The following is a 22,871-nucleotide window of genomic DNA, read 5'->3' as shown; positions in this document are numbered from 1 at the left end:
TCATTATTACCACTGCCTTTTTAACAAATTTTTAACTGAAAGTCTTAGCAAATATTGTTCAGGCGAGGTTAATAATTAAAAATAATAATAAATAATGAGATTTAAAATCCAAAAAGAACGGTATTTGGTTAAATCTTAAACTTATAACAAGTTGTAATTTAATCTATATAAGCTTAGCTTTGTTGCTGGCATTGACTAATTATAGGTAACTGTCGCAGAACCTTCATCTGTGGATCGATAACGATAATGTCGCTTTTTTTGGCATTGATAGTGATCAGTCCATCCACTGGAGTGTGAGTTGTCAACTTCCCTTTTATAGAAATAGGAACCGGCATTTTAAACGCTGTGCCATCTTTTTCGCTGTTACTCCAGCTTAAATAAGCGACTGTATTGGTACGCTCCATGGTTAAACTTGGTAACGCGGCTTGCTTTAGATACACATCAAATAACCACGTATAATCATCGCCCGTGACCCGATTAATAATATCAATAAACTCTTGGCTACTGCGATAACGCGACTCGATTGGGTAACTCAAATTAGCTGTTTGCGTTTGACCATATACTAACTCTCGGGCAGCTTGCCAAAATAACTCGTCTCCAATTAGCCAGCGCAAGGTATGCAGCGTCCATCCACCTTTACCATAAATATCTGCATTAAACGCTTCTTTAGAAGTAACTTTCCCTTGTTTTACAATCGGCTGGCAGTTCTTTAATCCTAAATACGCGGTGTACATGGCGTGGTTATAAGCAGCCTCACCAAATTTAAATAAGCTATAAGCTGGCTGCATATAAAAACCAAAACCTTCGTGTAACCATGCATCATTGAGCTTTTCATGAGTCATTAAATTACCAAACCACTCATGAGCCAATTCGTGCTGAATAAGCCAGTCATAACCACTTGGATCGCGGGTATACCCTTTACCATAAGCGTTAATTGTTTGATGTTCCATACCCAGATGCGGTGTTTCTACAAAGCCTAATTTTTGCATTCCCCAAGGGTAAGGCCCTAATACAGATTCAAAAAATGCGAGCTGTTGATACACATCATCTTTGAGTAGCTTAAGGGCTTTGTGACTGTTTTCAGGTAGAGCCCAAAACTCAACAGGTACCTGCGTACCATTAATACTTTTATAGTGTTGTTGAATACGTTCGAAGGGGCCAATATTTAATGCAATATTGTAATCACTGGCAGGCTCAGATAAAAACCAATCAAATTCAGTTGTGTTATTTTTTAATGGCATTATTTTTTTAAGCACACCATTACTAGCAACACTTAAACCCGTTGGCACTGTGACGCGAATACGCATACTGTCGGCTTTATCGCTAAAGTGATCTTTACAAGGCCAAAATAAATCACAGCCCTCGCCTTGTACTGCCGTCGCTATCCAAGGCTCACCTTGTGCCGTATGACTAAATACAAAGCCACCACTCCACGGAGGGTTAATAGCTTCATGGGGATGCCCCGAATAGCTAATGGCAACTTCAACAACTTCACCTGGGTATTTAGTTTCATACAAATCAATAATAATAACGCCATGCTGATGGCTAAAATTAGCTGCTTGCTTAGCAACAGTGACGTGTTCTATAGAGAACCGGCTATCGAGCTTGAGTTCGACTTGCTGCGTTTGTTTCAGCACTCGAAACATGGTTTTACCTGTGCCGGAAATCTGTTTGTTGCTGGGAAGGACTGTTAACTGTAAATCGTAAAAAATAACATCTGTGGTTTGGGCTATTGTAGATAACGTCTCACCGGTGCTTGCCACTTGCGGATCTAAAGCTGCAGGCTTTGAATAGCAGCCTGTTAACATAATGCTTAGTAACATTAGCAAACAGCAGCGAAACAAGTAGCATACTCGGTGCATAAAATGTAAACCTCGTAGTTATAATTTTTTCATTATAATTACATACTTTTACATTTATAGAGCTAAAAAAAGACGAACTGCTTATTTTTCAAGTTAATCAGTTACTTTTTTTTACATTTAACTAGGGTCTGTTGACCATTGCTGATTAATGCTTTTTCAAACTAGGGGGCAATTTAATCGCGGCGCGAAGTTTTAACCTAGTGGGCTAGATAAATGCACCTAGGTTATTCTACTGGCATACATCTATATAAGAAGAATTAAAAACCGAGCAAAGCTTCCTCGTCCTGTTCACGCTTAAATTGTTTATAGATTAAGGTTGTTTTTGCCATTTCATTTTATTATTAGTATCGCGTGAGGAAATAATGGTTTCATCGCTGCTTTGAATTCCGCCCAATTTCGCGAGTCGGTCATAAAGAACAACATTACAGGTTGCCGCTAAATTCATACAGCCAATAGTAGGGATATACACCACTTCGTCGCACCATTTTAAAACATCTTTGGGCACAGAGCCGTCTTCTGGACCAAATACATAAAATGCGTTCTCAGGGTGGGTAAACTCAGGCAAGGGTGTAGCACCTTCTATTAACTCTATTACCACTACTTTAGCGCCTTGAGGCTTAATTGAAGCTAAATTGTCGGTGGCGGTTAATGGAATACGTTGCACCACATTTTTAGTATCAGTATGAAATTTTTGTGCATTTAAATAACGGTTGCCGGTAAAAAACACCTGCTTGGCGTCATAACAACCTGCTGCGCGTAATACACCACCCACATTGGTTGGGCTTTTAGGGTTTATTAAACCAATACTTGCTTGTAGCTTACTCACTCGTTGCAATCCTTAGTTGGCCACTCGGCAATATACAAGTCAAAATCTTCTAATTTTACATCACAATCTTTTACTGTTTTGTCTTTAACAGAAATGTTTAGCTCGTGCATTTTAGTTTTATCGCCGTTATTAAGTAACGGATGCCACGTTGCTAAACCACGCCCTTCATGAAGTCGGCGATAGCTGCAGCTTTGTGGCATAAAAAAGATGTCTTTTAGGTTTTCTTTAGTAAGCTTAACGCACGAAGGGACTAAGGTTTGGCGGTTTTCGTATTCACTACAGCCACAGGTATTGTTATCAAGGTATTGGCAAACAATATTAGTGAATATAAGTTGTTCGCCTTCTCTTAACTGGTCGGTGGCAGTAAAGTCATCTTCGTCTTCACTGTCAATAAAGGTGTTTAAACAACACTTTCCACATCCATCACAAATGGCTTCCCATTCTTGTTGGTTCATTTCATTGAGACTTTTACTAAGCCAAAATTGGGTATTTGCTAATTGTTGATCAAACATGGTGTTCTCGCCCCTTTTAAGAGCGCGCATTCTAACGTATTGCAGCAAAGCGCGCAAAGCCAATCCCTAATAACAGTATGGCTTCGCGCGATTTTATTACTGCTGAGACTTAACCCAACGTTTAATTTTTTGCTCAAGAATAGGCATAGGTAATGCGCCATCTATTAATATTTGCGTATGAAACGCTTTAATATCAAATTGCTCACCTAATTGCTGGTGGGCGAAATCTCTGAGCTGTTTAATTTTAAACTCGCCCAATTTGTACGATAATGCTTGCCCTGGCCATGCAATATAACGCTCCACTTCAGCAATAACATCACTTTTTGCCATTGAGGAATTTGCTAACATGTAGTCAATACCTTGTTGACGTGTCCAACCTTTAGCATGAAAGCCTGTATCAAGCACTAAACGCATAGCTCTTAGCTGCTCATCGTTAAGACGCCCATACCACATATACGGATCGGTAAATAAGCCAAGCTCTTTGCCTAAGCTTTCTGCGTATAATGCCCAGCCCTCAGCAAACACCGTGTAGCCGCCAAATTTACGAAAATCGGGCAAGCTTTCCACTTCTTGTTGCAGTGCAATTTGAAAGTGATGACCTGGAGCGGCTTCATGAATAGACAGCGTTTCGAGTAAAAACTTAGGTTGTGCTTTTAAGTTATAAGTATTGATATAAAATATGCCTGGGCGCGAGCCATCAGGAGCGGGCCCCGCATACGACGCTCCCGCAGCCGATTGGGCTCGATAGGCTTCAACAGCTTTTACAACATAAGGTGCCTTAGGCTCAATATTAAATAGCTTTGGTAAGCGAGCGTCTATTTTTGCTTTAATTTGTTCATAGGCGGCAATTAACTCATCAGCCGTTTTGTAATAAAACTCATCTGAGTCGCGTAAGTGATTAAAAAAGGCCGATAAATCGCCTTCAAATCCAACAGTGTTTTTAACAGTTTTCATTTCACTTAAAATTCGAGCCACTTCACTTAAGCCAATCTCATGAATTTCATCAGCAGATAAGCTTAACGTGGTGTTTTTCTTTATTTGGTATTCGTACCACGCTTTACCGTTAGGTAAATCAGCATAACCAACAGAATCGCGAGCATGAGGTATGTAATTGTTGGCTAAAAAGTCGCTCATACGCTGATATGCAGGTACTAATTTATCTAAAATCAGTGTTTTATACTGCGCTTTTAGCTGTTGCTTTTCATCAGCTGAAAATGAATCGGGTATGGCTTTAATAGGCGAGTAAAAAAGAGAATCTTCAGCGTTAGTAACAACATGCGCTTTAAATTGCGGGAGTAATTTTTTTGCTAATGGCATAGGCAATACCACACCTTGTTTAACACCTTGCGCCATCGATTGCTCTACACTTGCAAGCCATTTAACGAAACCATCTGCACGCTTGATGAATTTTTCGTAGTCGGCAACAGTATTAAAAGGCTGAGCACTTTGCCCTGAACCAAATCCGGCGAAGGTATTATGCGCACCCGACATTTGATTTATCGGTAACAAATAATCTTTATATTGCATACCCTCAAGTTTAAGAGCTAAATCGCGCGATAACACTTCAAAGTTGAGCAGCGCCTGACCGGTGAGTTGGGATTGATCAATGAGCGTTAAGCGTTGTTGATATTTTTTATAAAATGCGGCTTTTTTATCGCGATTAAGCTGCGATATCTCAGGCAAAAATTGATCATCAAATTCATGGCGGCCATTATAGGTAGCGCTTAATGGATTAAAAGCTAATGATTCATCGTAGTACTGAGCAACGAGCACATCTAATTGCTGCTCAGCTGATAATTCGCTTATGACAGGTGCGACTGACTGATTTGTGTTTAATTGTGAGCTGGGGCTCATACAACCACTTAAGGCAAACATAACGCTACTGGCAACCAGTGCTATTTTAATAACTTTCATAAATTCCCTTGTTAGTTTTTACCCGCCAATTATGCGGTTTTAAATAGCTTAAATAAAGCAATTGAGGTGAGTGCTGTTCGTCGCTACATTATTTACTCAGTAACTCATGGTTGCTACATTCAAGTGAATGAAAATAATTATAATGACTTAAACATGAAAAAACATTTATTGACTCTATCAATCGCATTAATGAGCTTAACCAGTGCAAGTACACTAGCCACAACCTATATATCGGCCAAAGCTTTACTAGATGTTGAAACAGGCGAACTTAAGGCTAATCCTTTGATTGCGATAGATAACGGTGTTATTAGCCAAATCCAATTTAATAAAAAGCCCAAGCTTAGCAGTAATGATGAACTGATAAACCTACCAACGCTTACCCTGTTACCTGGGTTAATGGACATGCACGTACATTTAACCAGCGATCCAACTGTGTCTCGAAGTGAACGTTTAGGGCAATCTGTTCCGCGAATGGCCATTAAAGCCAGCTATTTTGCTAAGCAAACCTTAGAAGCTGGATTTACTACAGTAAGGAACTTAGGTGCTGAGGGCTACAGTGTTATTGCGGTGCGAGACGGTGTGAATGCAGGTGATATTATCGGCCCACGCATTTGGGCTGCAGGGCCTTCTTTGAGCATTACAGGTGGGCACTGCGATAATAATCGCTTACCTCCAGAGATGAAATATACTGCCACCGGCGTTGCTGATGGCCCGTGGGCTGTGCGTATTAAAGTGCGTGAAAATATAAAATATGGCGCTAATGCAATCAAACTATGCGCCACAGGCGGTGTATTCTCTAAAGGAACAAAAGTCGGCATACAGCAGTACGCCTTTGAAGAAATGAAAGCCATTGTTGATGAAGCGCACATGCGTGAATTACCTGTTGCCGCTCACGCACATGGAACTAACGGTATTAAAACGGCAATAAAAGCCGGTGTAGATAGTGTTGAGCACGCTAGCTTTTTAGACGATGAAGCAATTGCGCTTGCAAAAGAGCATGGAACTTGGCTGTCTATGGATATTTATAATACCGAATATACGCTGAGCTTTGGTGAGCAAAATGGCGTTGATGAAGAAAACCTAAATAAAGAACGTCTGGTATCAAAAAAACAACGCGATAGTTTTAAACGCGCGGTTGAAGCGGGTGTAAACATGGTGTTTGGAACCGACGCAGCTATTTACCCGCATGGCGATAACGCTAAGCAGTTCTCGCGAATGGTTGAATTTGGTATGAGTGAATTACAAGCCATCCAAGCCGCAACCATTAATAGTGCTAAATTATTAAAAGCTGATAAACAACTAGGGCAAATTAAAACTGGTTTTGCAGCTGATATTATAGCGGTAGACACTAACCCATTAAAAAACATTTCTACACTAGAGCAGATCCCATTCGTTATGAAAGCGGGTGTGGTTTACAAACAGTAAACCCAAAACGTCTCTATAAGGTTGGGCTGCGCTCAACCTTAACAGTTTTTTTGCAAATGTAGCAAAGCAGCTCATTTAACCATCAATTTTTTATTTAAAATAATCTTTCCGTTAAACCAACTAACTACTGTAATACTCCATTGAAATTTTCAAATATGATTACTTTTAAATCACATTGAATAACAATCAAGCAAACGTGCGCATTAAAGTAAAAAAGTTTGAACTTTTTATTTAAATTTAAAATGATAACTATTATCATCCGCGCAAATTAACAAATGCGAATGGTTATCAGTTTATGAAAAGGTTTCAATACTCTCTCCTCACTCTAGCGTGCTTAAACGCAAGTTTAGCAATGGCTAACGAGTCACAAGTTAATTCAGATATTGAACGAATTAGCGTTTACGAGCAACAAAACCGAGTGGTGATGAATTCAGGTTTAGCAACTAAATCAGACATGTCGCTAATGGAAACTCCTGCACCCGTGGTCATTGTTGATAAAGCACTGATTGAGTCACAAGGTATTGATAGTCTTCAGGACGTGATCCGTAATGTGAGTGGCCTAACTCAAGCGGGTAATAACTATGGCATTGGTGACAACTTAGTTATTCGTGGCTTGGGCGCTAATTACACTTACGATGGCATGTATGGCGGCGCAGGGTTAGGCAATACATTTAACCCTACTCGCTCTTTAACCAATGTTGAATCAATTGAAGTATTAAAAGGCCCTGCAACGGGCTTGTATGGTATGGGTAGTGCCGGTGGTGTCATCAACCTGATTGAAAAAAAACCACAGTTTAACGAGCAACATACCCTAGAAATGGATATTGGCCAGTGGGATAGTTATTCGCTTGCACTTGATAGCACCAATGCAATAACCGACGATTTAGCTTATCGGGTTATGGCCAAAACCGCCTCTAGCGATGGCTTTCGTGATTTAAAAGATCAGCGCGATGAAATTTACTCGTCTTTAAAATATGTGCTTAATGACCAGCAATCTTTTGTATTGTCTGGGGCATATATTAAAGATGCTATTGCAGTGGATTCTATTGGCCACCCTATTCGTATTTTTAACAGTAAATCGGTTAACGGTTTAACTGCAGGAGAAGTATCAGCCGCCGATTTAGTTAATGACCCTACAGCAAGTGGCTTACAATTGAGTGAAGCACAACGAAATGAACTCGCTAACTCTTTGGCAAGCAATGATGGTTTAACACCCTTTAACTTTGGTACCAATGGCATAATATCACCGATGGCAAAGGATAACGAAGGTGAAGAGCTGCGTTTTAAATTAGCGCACAATTACTACATTAGTGATGATTTATTTTTAAATCAACAGCTACAGTACCGTAATTACACCTCTAGCTTTGCTCGCCAAACAGGTGCTTATAATTATGTGTATTGGAACCGACGTGGTGTAATTAACCAAGATCCACGCGCACCGTTAGTTGTTGATAATGTATTACACCCTTTCGCAGCTAGACGCCAAGAATATCGCCAAGTAGAAGCAGATGAGAAATCATGGCAATACTTTTTAGATTTACGTTATGACTTTATGCTCGGCAATATAGAAAACGAATTACTGGTTAATGCCAACTACGAAGACCGAGATATTCGTTTTAAACAATACTCCATTTATGATGCCGATAAGGTCATTAAAAACAAAGCCGGAGAAGTTATTTACCAAGGTGCACTACCGTATATTTTTGATATACGCCAGCCAAATTGGCCTGCGGATGAATTTGCTGATTATGATCCGCTTAAAACCAGTGATTACAATAAAAAAGTACAAGCATGGGGCGTAGGCCTTCAACATGTTGCTTACATTAACGATAAGATCACTACTCGTATTGGTGTTGCTCATAATCGTATTAAACAAAGTTACGAGCACTTTGGTGTTGACCCTCGTTATAGTCAAAGCCGCGCAAATCCAACGCCAGAAGCAAATACCTCAGACAGTGGTTTAACGTATAACCTAGGTGCTACTTATCAAGTAAACGCTGATATGGCTTTGTTTTTAAATCACTCTAAAGGGCGCACAGCTTACAGTGTTCTTGGCTCTGTTGCCGGTAATGAAGCCGATAGAGACGATTCCGAATCTGTGAGTAATGATTTAGGATTTCGTTTTAAAGCATTTGATGACCAATTACTGGCATCAATTGTGGTATTTGAAAGTGCGCGTACTAATTTAGAATATGCCAACCCTCTTTATGAAGCCGGCGTGTCAGCACCTAATGTAGTAGAGAGCTTCTTTGATGGTGAAGAACAAACAAAAGGTGTAGAGATTGATTTAAATGCCTATTTGAACGATCAATGGAAAGTTAATATCAACGGTGTTTATCAAGACGCCCGCGATAAAACCAACCCAAATCGTGACAGCTATAATACTCGTCAAAAAGGTGTACCCTATGTAACAGCTAGTTCATGGGTAACATATTCAGCAGCGCTGTTTGAATTACCGCACGCAGTTGATTTAAGCGCAGGTTTAACATTTGTTGATAAGCGTAGTACTAACTCAAGTTCATTTGGTATTGATAATGGCTACGTACCCGCTTATACCGTATATGATGCTGCGGTTAGCTATAAAGCAGACAACTGGCAGATGCAATTAAACATTAATAACCTGTTTAATAAAAAATACTATTCTAAAGCCATGTTTTTAGGCGGAATGCCAGGTGAAGAACGTAATGCAAAGCTAAGCTTTAGTTACACACTTTAATAGTTTAATAATTTAAAAAGCACGGTATTTCAATTGAGATACCGTGCTTTTTTCATGTAAACCTTAATATTAAATCGTAACAACTATGCGGCCGTTTATTTCGCCTTTAAGCATGTCATCAAAAATTTCATTAATATCTTCAAGTTTTTTCTCTTCAATGATGGCTTTTACTTTGCCTTGCGCAGCAAATTCAAGACATTCTTGCAGATCTTTGCGTGTACCTACAATAGATCCAACCACTGAAACACCATTTAATACGGTGTCAAAAATTGGCAATGGCATATCTTCAGGCGGTAAACCAACCAATACACATTTCCCCCCTCGGCGAACACTTTTATAAGCTTGTTCAAAACCTGGTTTTGATACTGCCGTACAAACAACAGCATGCGCGCCACCTACTTGCTCAAAAATAGCCTCACTGGGCACTACTTCTTTAAAATCAAGCGTAATATCAGCACCCAACTCTTTAGCTAGCGCCATTTTCTCTTTACCAGTATCTACCGCAATAACATTAAAGCCCATTGCTTTTGCATATTGCACTGCTAAGTGCCCTAAACCACCCACACCGACAATAGCAACCCATTGACCTGGTTTAGCACCAGATACTTTTAAAGCTTTATACGTTGTTACGCCGGCACAAAATAAGGGGGCAGCTTCAGCAAAACCTAAACCTTCCGGTATTTTGATGATGTAGTCACCATGAGCTAAACAGTATTCTGCATACCCACCGTCAATAGAGTAACCCGTATTATGTTGCGATAAACAAAGGGTTTCGCGTCCATCTAAACAAAACTCACAATGGCCACATGCACTGTATAGCCATGGTACGCCTACTCTATCGCCCACTTCTAAGTGCTTAATATTACTTCCTAGTTTTTCTATTACACCAACACCTTCGTGTCCAGGTACTAATGGCATTTTTGGTTTTACCGGCCAATCACCATGACATGCGTGTAAATCAGTGTGGCACACACCACAAGCGGCTATTTTTACTAGGACGTCGTCAGGGCCTACTTCTGGAATAGGTAAATCGGTGATCGCTAACTTGCCTTTATATTCTGTATTTATTGCTGCTTTCATAGTCATTCCATCGTTTATAAAAAGTTTATGCTATTTAACAAGGGCGTTAAACGGCAAGATTATGTTGCATACCCGCAACATACCTCACTATAAATGCTTAAATATTAATCTATATCAATCATTAGTCGTAAAACGTGGTTTTTTATCCCAGCTTAAGTCTTGCCATACTTAACCAGCGTGCTAGCATAGATTTCATTTATTTTTGAAACTTGTAACAATGACATTATCAGAAAAAAACTTTGCCTTTGTAATGCATTGTGGTGAGATGGGCAGCCGCTGGGGATTTAATCGCACCATTGGACAAATGTGTGGTTTATTGATTATTACTAAAGATCCAATGACGGCAAATCAAATCGCTGATGCGCTAAGTATCTCTCGCGGTAACGTGAGTATGGGGATCAAAGAATTACAATCTTGGCAGCTGATCAAAGTAATGCATATCCCAGGAGATAGAAAAGAGTACTATGCCCCTGCAGGCGATATTTGGGATATGGCAAATCGCGTATTCGAAGAGCGCAAAAAACGTGAAGTTGAGCCTACACTGAGCTTACTCCGAGATAACTTACTAGACGAAGCAAGTAACGACGATGAAATTTATGCTCAAAAACAAATGGGCGAAATCCATAACTTACTTGAAACAGTAACTAAATGGTCCTCAGAATTACAACGTTTAACTCCTGAGCAGCTTAATAAGCTAATGAAACTAGGTTCAGGGATTGGCAAAGTCATTGACCTAAAAGATAAAATATTTAAAAAAGAAATTTAGTCGATATGTAATTCACAAAAAAGCCGCAATTTGCGGCTTTTTTTAGTTATTTGCTTTAGCTTAAATCTTTGGGTAAGCAATTCTATCTGACAAATAGCCCACGCTAGTTGCAAAGTAATATGACCGATTCCAGTGCATAAATACCTTGTAGTTGTCGTATGCTAAATACATGCGCCCATTTACATCATCAGGCATCACTAGTGCAGCATCCACAGCAACATTTGGTAAATCGCTGCCATCAGCACGACGAACCCCTAATGCTTGCCAATCAGCGAGTGAGCGCTCTGAATTGTTCCAATATTCAAGCCATTGCTTACGTGTTTTAGTACCGCGCTTTAAAATATACTGCTGGTCAAAATCAGCAGGTAATTGAACTTGGCGACCCCAGGTTAAGTTGTCATTCCAACCCTCTTGCTTTAAGTAATTAGCAATAGAGGCAAACGCGTCTTCCTTGGTTGTCCAAATATCTTTGCGGCCATCATTGTTGTAATCTACAGCATAGGCATTAAATGAGGTTGGCATAAATTGAGTTTGCCCCATTGCACCTGCCCATGAGCCTTTAAATTTATCAAGCGTAATATGACCCGACTTTAATATATCCAGTGCTGCCCATAATTGGCGCTTGTATAGAGCTTCACGGCGTCCATCAAATGCCAGTGTTACCAACGATGAAATCACGTTGTGGCCACCTTGAATGGCACCAAAATTACTCTCTAAGCCCCAAATAGCCACGATAAAGCGTGCTTGAACACCAAAGTCTTTTGCGACCTTCTCTAAAACTTCTTGGTTTTCTTTATATAATTTACGCGCACGATCAATTTTCCATTGAGGCACACGTTTTGGTAAATATGTTTCCAGTGTTTCTTTTACTTCAGGCTGATTTTTATCTGCAGAAATCACTTTTTCTTTATAAGATGCAGTGGCAAATGCTTGCTCAATTAACTGAGTATCGTAGCCTTTAGCTATTGCCTCTTGCTTTAAATTAGTAAGGTATTGTTGAAACTCAGCTTGGGTTTTTGCCATCACCGATGAGCTTAAACATACACCACACAATACAACTGCTAATTTTTTAATCACTATCTACTCCATTTTGTTTTCTTAATTGACTCAGCAAGTTTTCCTCTGGTGGCGGAATTTGTAAATAATAGCCTTGGTCGCTAAGCGACTGTTTTAAAGTGTCTAAATCCGCTACGCCTAATTGAGTTCGCTTAGCTAAGTTAATGATCATCACGTACTGAGGTTGACCAAACATGGCCATTAAAGGTTCCGGAACTTTACTAAAATCGTCTCTTTTTTCAATAAATAAGAAAGTATCTGCTTTTTTCTTACTTTTATATACCGCAGTTAGCATTATGGCCCTATAAAATCTTGCTTAACAGTGCTACACACTATAACATGGCAATAATAATAAGTTATAAAAATTAGTGTGGAAACTTTAATAAAAGCCTTGTTCAGCCTAGGTTTATATAATGTTACATGCTAACTAGACAATCCAGTTGAGCATCTATGTCGGACCAAATTTTTGAGCTAAAAGGCAACCTTTTTACATTATCAGTTTTACATCTTTATAGTACTGATATTAACCTTTTAGCAGAACAACTGTATGTAAAAATAGCCCAAGCCCCAAAATTCTTTGAGGGTGCCCCCATTGTCGTTAATTTAATTGAAGTAAAAAACAGCACAATCGACTTTGTTCATTTAAAATCACTTATTGAACGTATGAGCTTTAATGCGGTGGGTGTATGTAATGGTTCGGATGAGCAACACAAACAAGCAAAAGCTGCAGGGTTATCTGTTTTAAACTATTCACAAGACGTTAAGAGTGAACCCGCAAGAGTAGAGGCTAATACGTCAGTGGTTGAAAAAACCGTGTATTTACCAGCACAAATTATTAATGGTGCAGTACGCTCAGGCCAACAAGTTTACGCCAAAGACCGTGATTTAGTGGTGTTAGGTGCAGTAAGCCATGGTGCAGAAGTGATTGCCGATGGTAATGTACACATTTATGGAACTCTACGCGGCCGTGCTATTGCCGGTGCAAAAGGGCTAGAAAACGCATATATATTTTGTAATAAATTAGAAGCAGAACTCGTTTCAATCAATGGTAATTACTGGATCAGTGACTCACTGCAAGGTGAACACTGGGGTAACGCAGTTCAAATACAACAAAAAAATGAATCTTTAGAAATTTCAGCTTTGGTTAAAGGATAAATCTCATGGCAAAAATAATTGTCGTTACCTCGGGTAAAGGGGGTGTTGGTAAAACAACATCAAGCGCAGCAATTGGTACAGGCTTAGCACTAAAAGGCTACAAAACTGTTATCATCGATTTTGATATCGGCTTACGTAATTTAGACCTAATTATGGGTTGTGAACGTCGCGTAGTGTATGACTTCGTTAATGTAATCAATGGCGAAGCCAACCTTAACCAAGCACTCATAAAAGATAAACGTGTAGAGAAGTTATTTTTACTTCCTGCATCACAAACACGCGATAAAGATGCACTCACACGCGAAGGTGTTGAACGTGTACTTAATGAGTTAAAAGAAGACTTTGACTACATAGTCTGTGATTCTCCGGCAGGTATTGAAGCCGGTGCAATGATGGCAATGTACTTTGCTGATGAAGCAATTGTAACCACTAATCCAGAGGTTTCATCAGTACGAGATTCTGATCGTATACTTGGAATTTTACACAGTAAATCTAAACGCGCCGAAGAAGGTTTAGAAAACATTAAAGAGCATTTGCTAATAACACGCTATAATCCAGATCGTGTAACAAAAGGTGAAATGCTATCTGTTGAAGATATCCAGGACATTTTAGCCATCGACTTACTAGGTGTCATTCCTGAATCTCAAGCAGTACTTAGTGCATCTAACTCAGGACAACCCGTTATCCTTGATAGCGAATCTGACGCAGGCCAAGCTTATGCCGATGCGATCAGTCGTTTATTAGGTGAAACGATTGAATTTAGATTTTTAGATGTTGAGAAAAAGGGTTTATTCAAACGGATATTTGGAGGTTAATGTGTCTTTACTTGACTACTTCCGCTCAGAAAAGAAAAACAGTGCGTCATTAGCAAAAGAGCGATTGCAGATCATTGTCGCGCACGAACGTTCTCAGCGTGGTACACCTGATTACTTGCCGCAATTAAAGCAAGATATATTAGATGTCATTCGTAAGTACGTAAATGTAGGCGCCGATGCGGTTCAAGTTCAGTTTGATCAAAATGAAGACGATTTAGCCGTACTCGAGCTCAATGTCACATTACCTGACGAAGAAAAGAAATAACAAACAAGGGCGCTAAGCGCCCTTTTTATTTGTTTGTCACTCGCCTTTATGACTTTAATTATCCCACTCTTTAAGGGCATCTTTAACAAAGTCATAGCGCCATGAACTGAGTAAATCTGGCTTTATGTGATTTGCTTTTTGTTCATCCGTTAATTTCCAATTCCAACTAATTAGCTGATTAATTTGCTTTTTAGATGCCATAACGTCTTCTGGTATATTGTGCTCTTTAGCAACTTTCGTAATTTTTTGTTTGATTTCTTTCGCTACTTTTTTATACGTAGGAAAATCAATGAGACGTTTGAGTACTTGTGGGTGCTGTTCAGGTGGAACTGTTTTAGCCTGCTCAATGCACTTTAAAATTTCAACCCCTGAACGATTCACTTCAATAGGCTCAACACCCGGAATTTGTCTCAAGGCATTTAAACTTGAAGGACCTCGTTTAGCGATTTCAGTCATGTTATGCTCTTTTAGCACAAAGTTAAGCGCTAGATTTTTTCGAATTGCTTTATTTCTTCGCCACACAGCTAACTCTTTAAGTACCGCTAATTCATGCGGCTTAAGCTGCCATGCATTTTTAATCTCTTTATAAAGTAACTCATCTGGTGTTTGAAAAGCACGCTTGTTTGCCACTAATTTACTTTCATTGATCACAATGTCGAATAAATCAGCTGCTTTAATGCTGTCTATAATTAACTCAAAACAAGGCAGTAAGTGAAACGTATCGGCCGCAGCGTATTCAAGTTGTTTTTGAGTGAGAGGACGTTGTAACCAATTGGTGCGCGATTCACTTTTATCAATTTCAATATTCAATAAGGTTTTTACCATTAAGGCAAACCCCATACAGTTGCCCTCACCTAATAGCTGAAGTGCAAACTGAGTATCAAACAATGGATAAGGAACAAAACCTGCATATTTTTGAAAAACTTCAATATCTTCTGAAGGAGAATGAAGTACTTTTAACACGTTTGGATCTTTAAGTATCTGCCAAAAATCAAATAAGGAAAGCTCTGCTAGCGGGTCGATAAGTGCTAAATGTTCGCCATCATAAACTTGAATGAGTGCAACTTCGGGATACAAAGTACGGCGGCGCATAAACTCGGTATCAATAGCAAGAATGGGTTTGTTTTTTATTTGTTCTACAAACGTATTTAGCTCATTTTGGGTTTGGATCAATTGGTAGTGCACTGAGTCTCCTACAATAAAAAAGCCGACATATGTCGGCTTTTTTATAGTTGCTAATCTTTTAAGGCTCTTCTGAGAATTTTACCCACGTTAGTTTTGGGTAACTCATCCTTAAACTCAACGAGTTTAGGAACCTTATAATTAGTTAAATTATCACGACAATGTTTTATTATATCTTTTTCAGTTAAAGAAGGGTCTTTTTTCACAACAAAAACTTTAACTTGTTCACCACTAATGTCATGAGGAATACCAATTGCAGCAACTTCTAATACACCTTCATGCATTGCAACCACTTCTTCAATCTCATTTGGGAAAACATTAAAGCCTGAAACAATAATCATGTCTTTTTTACGGTCAACAATATAGAAGAAACCTTCATCATCGTACGTCGCAATATCGCCGGTTGCAAACCAACCATCTTTTAAACATTCAGCGGTGGCGTCTGGGCGATTATAGTACCCAAGCATAACTTGAGGGCCTTTAACCCATAGCTCGCCTGGTTCACCTTTAGCCGCTTCTTCACCGTTATCAAGCATTAACTTAATATCTGTACTTGGCGCAGGTAAACCAATAGAGCCATTATATGCCTCTAAATCATATGGGCTAATTGTTACTAATGGAGCACATTCAGTTAAGCCATAGCCTTCCATTAATTTAGTATTGGTCACTTTTTGCCACTTTTCTGCAACAGGACGTTGTACCGCCATACCGCCACCCAATGACATTTTAAGGTGACTAAAATCAAGTTCAGAGAAACCAGGAGTGTTTAATAAGCCATTAAATAGAGTATTAACCCCTGTAATAGCAGTAAATTTATGCTGGCTCAGCTCTTTTACAAATCCAGGCATATCACGTGGATTAGTAATTAAAACGTTTAAACCACCGTACTTCATAAATGCCAAACAGTTAGCTGTTAGCGCAAATATATGATAAAGCGGAAGCGCGGTAATAACCACTTCACTACCACGGTCAAGTACTTTGTCTAAACAACCAGACACTTGTTCAAGGTTGCCTACCATATTGCCATGGCTCAACATTGCGCCTTTAGATACACCGGTAGTTCCACCTGTGTACTGTAAAAAAGCTAAGTCACTTAAATTAACGTCTGGGCGTGTGTAGCCATTTGGATCAGCTTTTAATAAATCACAAAATTTAATCGTGTTAGGTAACGTGTAACTTGGCACCATTTTTTTGAAATGCTTAACTACAAAATTAACTAAATGCTTTTTAAGACCCCCCATCATGTCACCTACTTGGGTAACCACAATGTGTTTCACGTCAGTGTTAGGCAGCGCTTTTTCAAGCGTATCAGCAAAGTTAGCTAGTATAAATATTGCCGATGTTTCAGAATCTTTTAACTGATGCTCTAGCTCACGTACGGTGTAAAGTGGATTAACGTTAACCACAACGCACCCTGCGCGTAAAATACCTAAAATAGCAATAGGGGTTTGCAACAGGTTAGGCATCATCACAGCGACTTTATCGCCTTTTTTTAGCCCTAAGTTGTTTTGAATATAGGCGGCAACACGTTTCGTTGCTGCATCTATTTCGTTGTATGACAATGTTTTACCCATATTTGTAAATGCAGGTAAATCTTTGTATTCATTAAAACTTTTTTCAAACACTTCGAGTAACGAGTTGTAGTGCTCAGGATCGATTGTTTCAGGCATACCTTCTGGGTAGCGCTTAAGCCAGATTTTTTCCACTCTTAGCCCCTGTTTATAATTATATTTTTATTAACCTTAATCTAAGTAAGGCACTTTCACAATTGAGCAAATACTCTAATCTAGAGATAATCCCACATTTATCGGTAATATACAATTAACATGCACTACTTTGCACCATAAATGCGTGAATGTGTTCAAAACATAGCCCACTACTTTGCATATGGCAATGATGTCCACCGGGCACATCTATTACACTCAAGTTATTGTAATATTTACTATACTTGTCTAAATTTTGTTTTACAAATGGATAACCTTTATCACCTAATATTAATTGACATGGTGCAATTAATTCTTTTATTGCACCAATACATTGCGCTTCATCAAATCGAAAACCTGAGTGATTTTTAAGCTTAGGATCAGTCGTTAACTCAAACCCACTGTGCATTTGTTTTATATTTCTGTCCATCAGCAACGCAATTAGTTCATCATTTAAATCAGTTGTTTTTGCACGCGCTTGATAAATTTGCTCTTTAGAAGTATATGTCCTTGATTTTTTAATCGTTAACCGTGCCCTGTTAAGTATGGCATTTCTTAGCTGCGAAGCGACTTCATTTGCTTGCGTGGTAACGCAGCCAATTCCTTCAATAAAAGAAACGGATTTAACATACTCGTTAAAACAACTCGCAAATAAACCCGCGACCATCGCCCCCATCGAATGCCCGACCAAATGTACCTTTTTTAATTTAAGCGCTGTGATTAAGGCATACACATCATCCACATAATCAATAAAGTAGTAATGTGCCTGAGGGCTTCGCCAAGATGATAGTCCATGCCCTGCAAAATCAATACAATACCATGTTTGATTTGACGGTACGTCAGTTAGCATAGGTGCAAAGCTAGCACTGTTATCTAACCAACCGTGAAGCGCAATAACAACCTCTTCACCGTCTCCAAATTTAAGGCCATGTATATCTAAGTCGTTAGCTTTGACAGAAAATGGTTGCAATGCAAACCTCTACTTTTTATTTGGTTATAGCAATAACATACAAGAGTTATTACACAAATAATAGAACCGAGCTAGAAGAGCACACACTTAAATCGCGAGATTTCATAACATATTCATTTATTTATCTGGTCATCAGTATACAATAATAGTCGCTATTAAAATAAGTACACTTAAAGGGTACACACAATGAAAAAACAGTTCGGCTTATTAGCGCTTTTATGTACAACAACAGGAGCATTTGCTCAAACAGCGCCTAAAAATGTTATTTATATGATTGGTGATGGCATGGGTCCCGCTTTCACAACCGCTTATCGATACTACAAAGATGACCCAACAACAAAAGAAATAGAAACCACCGTTTTTGATACCATATTAAAAGGCATGGCGCACACGTATCCAGATGACCATACCTATGTTACAGACAGCGCAGCAGGTGCAACTGCACTTAGCAGCGGCCATAAAAGTTATAATGGCGCTATTGCCGTCGATACAGCTAAAAAGCCTGTTAAAACCATGCTAGAAATTGCAAAAGAGCAAGGAATGACAACAGCTTTAGTAGCTACCTCACAAATAAACCATGCAACACCAGCAAGTTTTGCCGCACATAATGAATCAAGAAGAAACTACGATGATATTGCTAATGACTACATTGACAATAAAATTGCAGGTAAATTACCGGTAGATTTAATGTTAGGCGGTGGTACTCAATACTTTATTCGTGATGACAGAAACTTAGTAGACGAATTTAAACAAGCTGGTTATCAATATGGCGATGATATTCAAAACCTTGGTCAAATCACTCAAGTGCCTGCTATAGGTTTATATGCACCTAAAGGCTTACCGTTTGCTCTTGATGAAAACCCAACAAGATTAAAGCAGTTAACTTCTAAAGCGTTTGATTTGCTTGATGGGCAAAATGATAAAGGCTTTTTTGTGATGATTGAAGGCAGCCAAATTGACTGGTGTGGTCACGCAAACGACATTGCCTGTGCAATGGCTGAAATGGATGACTTTGCTAAATCAATCGAAACGGCTAAAGCCTATGTAGATAACAACCCAGACACTATTTTAGTGATCACGGCAGACCACTCAACAGGCGGTTTAACTATTGGTGCACATGGCCAATATAAATGGGAAACAGATGTCATCAAAGGTGTAAAAGCCACTGCGGGCACATTGACCAAATTACTAATGGGTTCTGATAACCTTAAAACGGTATGGCAAGCTAATACCAGTATTGAATTTACAACTGAAAACGAAATTAAGCTTAAACAAGCCAAAGCTATGGGCGAGAAAACCCTAAACTTGGCCGTTAAAAGCATTATTAATGACTTAAGCTTTACAGGTTGGACAACGGGCGGTCACACAGCGTCTGATGTACAAGTATTTGCCTATGGCAAAAATAGCGATGACTTTGTTGGCTCTCAAAATAATACCGATATAGCTAAAAAATTAATTGGTTATATAAAGCAGTAGTTTTTGAAACTTAATAAAAAAGCCCGAATAATTCATTCGGGCTTTTTTATTTTTTTTAATCTAAGCTAAGCGTATATATCAACACCAATTAAACTTTGAACTTCAGCTCTTCGCTCTAAATTAGCAAACTCAGTATAAGTAGAAATCGCTTTGCTTACTTGAGCACTGGGTTGATCGTAAATAGTTTGGCTGTATTGGGTATCTTTGCTGTTCGCTTTTGTAAACTCTTTTGCAAGTTCAAGCCCTTCTGGGCTGCTTTTGACATAATCGGTATTAGTTTTTTGTGGTTTGGCTTGCTCTACTACTCGTTCAGGCTGCGCCGGAACTACCGAAGTAGAACGCACCTTAGCAGGTATATCACCTGTAAAAAAACCTGAACTTATAGGTAGCGACACAGCGCTTCTCCAACCAACAACATAACTAAATTATGATTTAAAATCGCTTAATTTGCAAACAACCGTGTTTATCTTATTCACGGCCCGGTAATTTTTTCCATGTTACCGTATCACGCACATACTTTGGTTGTGCATCACTGGCTTTTACACCCTTACCTGCAAGGTACTGCGCCTCTACGAGTGCCAACATATAATGTGCATCCGGTAAGGTTACTTCAGGCTGTATGGTTACATTATTAAATGGCGTTAGTGCATCAGGGTAACTTTTAAAACCAGTCCCCACGGCTGCAGCATCGATATTTGAATCTATCAAAGTTGCATCTAACAATTCAGGTTTGAATACTCGCTCTTCGCCTTTAAGTGTCATTAATCCATCTTTTGCGTGGTATTGAGCAAAGTAGATTTCTCCCATACGCGCGTCAATACTAGAATAAACATCGTTAGCACCAAACTGTTCAAACGCCTGTTGCGCCATGACTGCTAAAGTAGATACCCCAACTAATGGTAAATTAGTTGAATACGCAAGACCTTGGGCAATGGCTACGCTTATACGCACGCCAGTAAAGCTACCTGGCCCTTGGCCAAATCCTATTACGTCTAAATCTTTTAATTTACAGCCGGCTTTACCAAGTAGCTCATCAATAAGTGGCAGAATTTTTTGGCTATGCTGCTGCGGGCACTCTTCAAAATGATGAAATGTTTTACCCTGATAATGCAAAACAATTGATAATGCTTCAGTAGAGGCATCTAGGGCGAGAATGTTACTTTTGATCATTTTTGTACTCAATTAATATGTTTTAAAAATGTATTGGCATCTTCTAAGCTACGTGTACGGCGCATTGGCGGTAAACTCTTTAAAAATACTTGTCCATATTGGCGTGTTACTAAACGATTATCGCAAATCACTAGCACGCCTTTATCTTTGTTGTCTCTTATTAAGCGACCTACCCCCTGCTTTAAGGCAATCACCGCTTGAGGTAATTGAATATGTGCAAACGGGTCTTTGCCTTGCATTTGGCAATCTTGCATTTTAGCTTGTAGTAAAGGGTCATCAGGTGCAGCAAATGGCAGCTTATCTATAATAACACAGCTTAAGGTACTACCTCGTACATCAACCCCTTCCCAAAATGACGCGGTGCCCAGCAATACCGCATTACCATGGCGAGTAAATTTTTCTAGTATAATTCGTTTAGACATTTGCCCTTGCATATAAACTGGGTAGTCCATTTGCGTAGTTAAGCCCTCAGCCACTAAATGCATCATACGGTAACTGGTAAATAACACAAAACAACGCCCTTTAGCGGACTTAATAAGCTCTAAGGTTAATTTAACAATCGCATGGGGCATATTATCTTCATGCGATTGTGGTAAATAACGAGGTAAGCACAGCAACGCCTGATTTTCATAATCAAACGGGCTATCTACCATCATACTTTGCTTTGGTTTTAAGCCAAGGCTCGCATTAAAGTGGCTCAGTTCATTGTCGACCGATAACGTGGCCGAGGTAAAAACAAATCCTGAACCCGACTCTTTCATCATTAAAGCAAATTTAGCCGATACATTCAGAGGCGTAATATTAATAGTTAAATAGCGCCTCGTGGTTTCGTACCAGTAACTAAAACCTGTTTGAGCAGTATCGAATACGCGCTCTAACTGACCTTTAAAAGCCAATACTCGTTCAAACGGATGTTCTATTTTATCACTTCGCTCTAAGCATAACTTTAATACCTGATACACAAACTCTAAATCACTAATAACCCGGTGTAATGCCGAGCAAATAAGCTTATTACTGAGCTTTTCACGCCAGTCACCTCGGCTGCCATCTACTCCAAACTGCAGCCTTAAATCAGCGACACTGGTTTCAAGTTTATTTAAACTTTTGCCTAATTGCAGCATGTCTGGAATTTCAGCGCGATAAATAGCGCGCAAATCGTTAATTAAATCCACCAGCTTTTTGGTGCTCATGGTTTCGCCAAAATAGTCACTGGCAATTTCGCTTAATTGGTGAGCTTCATCAAATATGTAGGCATCGGCATTAGGCATAAGCTCTGCAAAACCAGATTCCTTTACCGCCATATCAGCAAAAAACAAATGGTGATTTATTACCACAACATCGGCATCCCCGGCTTTTAAACGCGCTTTGCGAATATAGCATTCTTGAAAGTCTGGGCACTCTTTGCCTAAACAGTTATCTGCAGTCGAGCTTACATACGGCAATACTTTGGCATCTTCTTCAATACCAATACAATCAGCTAAATCGCCGCTGTGAGTTTCACTGGCAAATTTAGCAACCATTGCTAGTTGATGCATTACATCAGGGTCGTCTGTTGGTACGTGTGCCACATGTTGAGTTAGCCGATAAGTGCATAAATAATTGGCACGCCCTTTTAACAGTGCCGTTTTTTTAGCTGCGCCTAAGGCTTTTACTAGTACGGGTAAATCGCGGTGATACAGCTGTTCTTGCAGTGCTTTAGAACCGGTTGAAATAATCGTTTTGCCCTTAGATTTAAGAGCGGGAGCTAAATAAGCAAAGGTTTTGCCTGTGCCAGTGCCTGCCTCAACAACAAGTTGAGATCTGGTTTTTAATGCATCCTCAACCGCCACCGCCATATCGATTTGAGGCTGGCGCGGTGTGTATCCACCTATTGATAAAGCCAAAGGCCCGGTCGCACTAAACAGCTGTTTGATAATACCAATCACTATGTAAAAAATAATAGCAGGATTCTACGTAAGCTGTTGAGGAAGGGCAAGCC

20 protein-coding genes are annotated in these 22,871 nt (G+C 39.4%); 7 read left to right on the top strand and 13 right to left on the bottom strand.

The window, feature by feature from the left end; translation table 11 throughout:
* Positions 1-173: 173 nt before the first annotated feature.
* From ACNSN2_RS18540 to ACNSN2_RS18525, 4 genes are all read right to left on the bottom strand, one after another.
* Entirely contained in the window at positions 174-1,823 is a 1,650-nt protein-coding gene (locus ACNSN2_RS18540) for a M1 family metallopeptidase (RefSeq protein ID WP_418609299.1), read from the bottom strand.
* Between the two features lie 349 nt (positions 1,824-2,172).
* On the bottom strand, positions 2,173-2,688 hold the full coding sequence (locus ACNSN2_RS18535; RefSeq protein WP_131692027.1) for an RNA methyltransferase: 516 nt from the start codon (positions 2,686-2,688) through the stop codon (positions 2,173-2,175).
* Positions 2,685-3,200, bottom strand: coding sequence for a YcgN family cysteine cluster protein (locus ACNSN2_RS18530; protein WP_076920211.1), 516 nt, complete (start codon positions 3,198-3,200; stop codon positions 2,685-2,687). Before ACNSN2_RS18530 ends, ACNSN2_RS18535 begins: the two co-directional genes overlap by 4 nt.
* 96 nt (positions 3,201-3,296) lie before the next feature.
* Positions 3,297-5,114: a DUF885 domain-containing protein gene (locus ACNSN2_RS18525; protein WP_418609301.1), complete on the bottom strand. Its 1,818-nt coding sequence runs from the start codon at positions 5,112-5,114 to the stop codon at positions 3,297-3,299.
* Positions 5,115-5,267: 153 nt separating this feature from the next.
* On the opposite strand from ACNSN2_RS18525, the gene ACNSN2_RS18520 reads away from it, so the two are divergent.
* Both ACNSN2_RS18520 and ACNSN2_RS18515 read left to right on the top strand, forming a co-directional pair.
* On the top strand, positions 5,268-6,539 hold the full coding sequence (locus tag ACNSN2_RS18520) for a metal-dependent hydrolase family protein (RefSeq protein WP_418609840.1): 1,272 nt from the start codon (positions 5,268-5,270) through the stop codon (positions 6,537-6,539).
* A 295-nt stretch (positions 6,540-6,834) separates the two neighbouring features.
* Positions 6,835-9,255: a TonB-dependent receptor gene (locus ACNSN2_RS18515; protein ID WP_418609303.1), complete on the top strand. Its 2,421-nt coding sequence runs from the start codon at positions 6,835-6,837 to the stop codon at positions 9,253-9,255.
* A 69-nt stretch (positions 9,256-9,324) separates the two neighbouring features.
* Here ACNSN2_RS18515 and adhP read toward each other — a convergent pair whose 3' ends face one another.
* Complete coding sequence (gene adhP, locus ACNSN2_RS18510; protein WP_010388847.1) at positions 9,325-10,335, bottom strand: alcohol dehydrogenase AdhP; 1,011 nt, start codon at positions 10,333-10,335, stop codon at positions 9,325-9,327.
* A 217-nt stretch (positions 10,336-10,552) separates the two neighbouring features.
* On the opposite strand from adhP, the gene ACNSN2_RS18505 reads away from it, so the two are divergent.
* Complete coding sequence (locus tag ACNSN2_RS18505; RefSeq protein WP_010388849.1) at positions 10,553-11,101, top strand: GbsR/MarR family transcriptional regulator; 549 nt, start codon at positions 10,553-10,555, stop codon at positions 11,099-11,101.
* A 60-nt stretch (positions 11,102-11,161) separates the two neighbouring features.
* On the opposite strand, the gene ACNSN2_RS18500 is transcribed toward ACNSN2_RS18505, so the two are convergent.
* Positions 11,162-12,178, bottom strand: a complete 1,017-nt coding sequence (locus ACNSN2_RS18500) for a lytic murein transglycosylase (protein WP_054201590.1) — start codon at positions 12,176-12,178, stop codon at positions 11,162-11,164.
* Positions 12,171-12,452 (bottom strand): YcgL domain-containing protein, encoded by a 282-nt coding sequence (locus ACNSN2_RS18495; RefSeq protein WP_008111526.1) that lies wholly within the window; start codon positions 12,450-12,452, stop codon positions 12,171-12,173. The genes ACNSN2_RS18500 and ACNSN2_RS18495 overlap by 8 nt, the downstream gene beginning before the upstream one ends.
* Positions 12,453-12,607: 155 nt before the next feature.
* On the opposite strand from ACNSN2_RS18495, the gene minC reads away from it, so the two are divergent.
* The 3 genes from minC to minE are packed head-to-tail and all read left to right on the top strand — an operon-like array spanning position 12,608 to position 14,392.
* Positions 12,608-13,312 carry a septum site-determining protein MinC gene (minC, locus tag ACNSN2_RS18490; RefSeq protein WP_418609306.1) on the top strand — a complete coding sequence of 235 codons (705 nt, stop codon included), beginning with the start codon at positions 12,608-12,610 and terminating at the stop codon, positions 13,310-13,312.
* 5 nt (positions 13,313-13,317) lie between these two features.
* Positions 13,318-14,127, top strand: coding sequence for a septum site-determining protein MinD (gene minD, locus ACNSN2_RS18485; protein ID WP_418609308.1), 810 nt, complete (start codon positions 13,318-13,320; stop codon positions 14,125-14,127).
* A gap of 1 nt (position 14,128) precedes the next feature.
* Positions 14,129-14,392 (top strand): cell division topological specificity factor MinE, encoded by a 264-nt coding sequence (gene minE, locus ACNSN2_RS18480; RefSeq protein WP_008111532.1) that lies wholly within the window; start codon positions 14,129-14,131, stop codon positions 14,390-14,392.
* 54 nt (positions 14,393-14,446) lie between these two features.
* On the opposite strand, the gene rnd is transcribed toward minE, so the two are convergent.
* From rnd to ACNSN2_RS18465, 3 genes are all read right to left on the bottom strand, one after another.
* Complete coding sequence (gene rnd, locus ACNSN2_RS18475; protein WP_418609310.1) at positions 14,447-15,577, bottom strand: ribonuclease D; 1,131 nt, start codon at positions 15,575-15,577, stop codon at positions 14,447-14,449.
* A 50-nt stretch (positions 15,578-15,627) separates the two neighbouring features.
* A complete protein-coding gene (fadD, locus tag ACNSN2_RS18470) occupies positions 15,628-17,280 on the bottom strand; it encodes a long-chain-fatty-acid--CoA ligase FadD (RefSeq protein WP_418609311.1) in 1,653 nt (550 codons plus the stop codon).
* 115 nt (positions 17,281-17,395) lie between these two features.
* Entirely contained in the window at positions 17,396-18,247 is an 852-nt protein-coding gene (locus ACNSN2_RS18465) for an alpha/beta fold hydrolase (protein WP_054201592.1), read from the bottom strand.
* Between the two features lie 186 nt (positions 18,248-18,433).
* Here ACNSN2_RS18465 and ACNSN2_RS18460 point away from each other — a divergent pair, with 186 nt between their 5' ends.
* Positions 18,434-19,723 (top strand): alkaline phosphatase, encoded by a 1,290-nt coding sequence (locus ACNSN2_RS18460; RefSeq protein WP_010388854.1) that lies wholly within the window; start codon positions 18,434-18,436, stop codon positions 19,721-19,723.
* Positions 19,724-19,788: 65 nt separating this feature from the next.
* Here the strand turns inward: ACNSN2_RS18460 and ACNSN2_RS18455 are convergent, their stop codons facing one another.
* From ACNSN2_RS18455 to ACNSN2_RS18445, 3 genes are all read right to left on the bottom strand, one after another.
* On the bottom strand, positions 19,789-20,118 hold the full coding sequence (locus tag ACNSN2_RS18455; RefSeq protein ID WP_075170177.1) for a hypothetical protein: 330 nt from the start codon (positions 20,116-20,118) through the stop codon (positions 19,789-19,791).
* A gap of 73 nt (positions 20,119-20,191) precedes the next feature.
* Positions 20,192-20,893, bottom strand: a complete 702-nt coding sequence (gene tsaB, locus ACNSN2_RS18450; protein WP_055012053.1) for a tRNA (adenosine(37)-N6)-threonylcarbamoyltransferase complex dimerization subunit type 1 TsaB — start codon at positions 20,891-20,893, stop codon at positions 20,192-20,194.
* 8 nt (positions 20,894-20,901) lie between these two features.
* The gene (locus ACNSN2_RS18445; RefSeq protein ID WP_418609314.1) at positions 20,902-22,818 is read right to left on the bottom strand and encodes an ATP-dependent DNA helicase; all 1,917 of its coding nucleotides are present in this window, start codon (positions 22,816-22,818) and stop codon (positions 20,902-20,904) included.
* Between the last annotated feature and the right edge of the window lie 53 nt (positions 22,819-22,871).

Origin of the sequence: Pseudoalteromonas sp. US3C1013, assembly GCF_048401115.1 — a bacterium.
Classification (GTDB): Bacteria; Pseudomonadota; Gammaproteobacteria; order Enterobacterales; family Alteromonadaceae; genus Pseudoalteromonas; species Pseudoalteromonas undina.
Note: the sequence above shows the minus strand (reverse complement) of the source record. Positions and strands in the feature narration are given on the sequence as shown.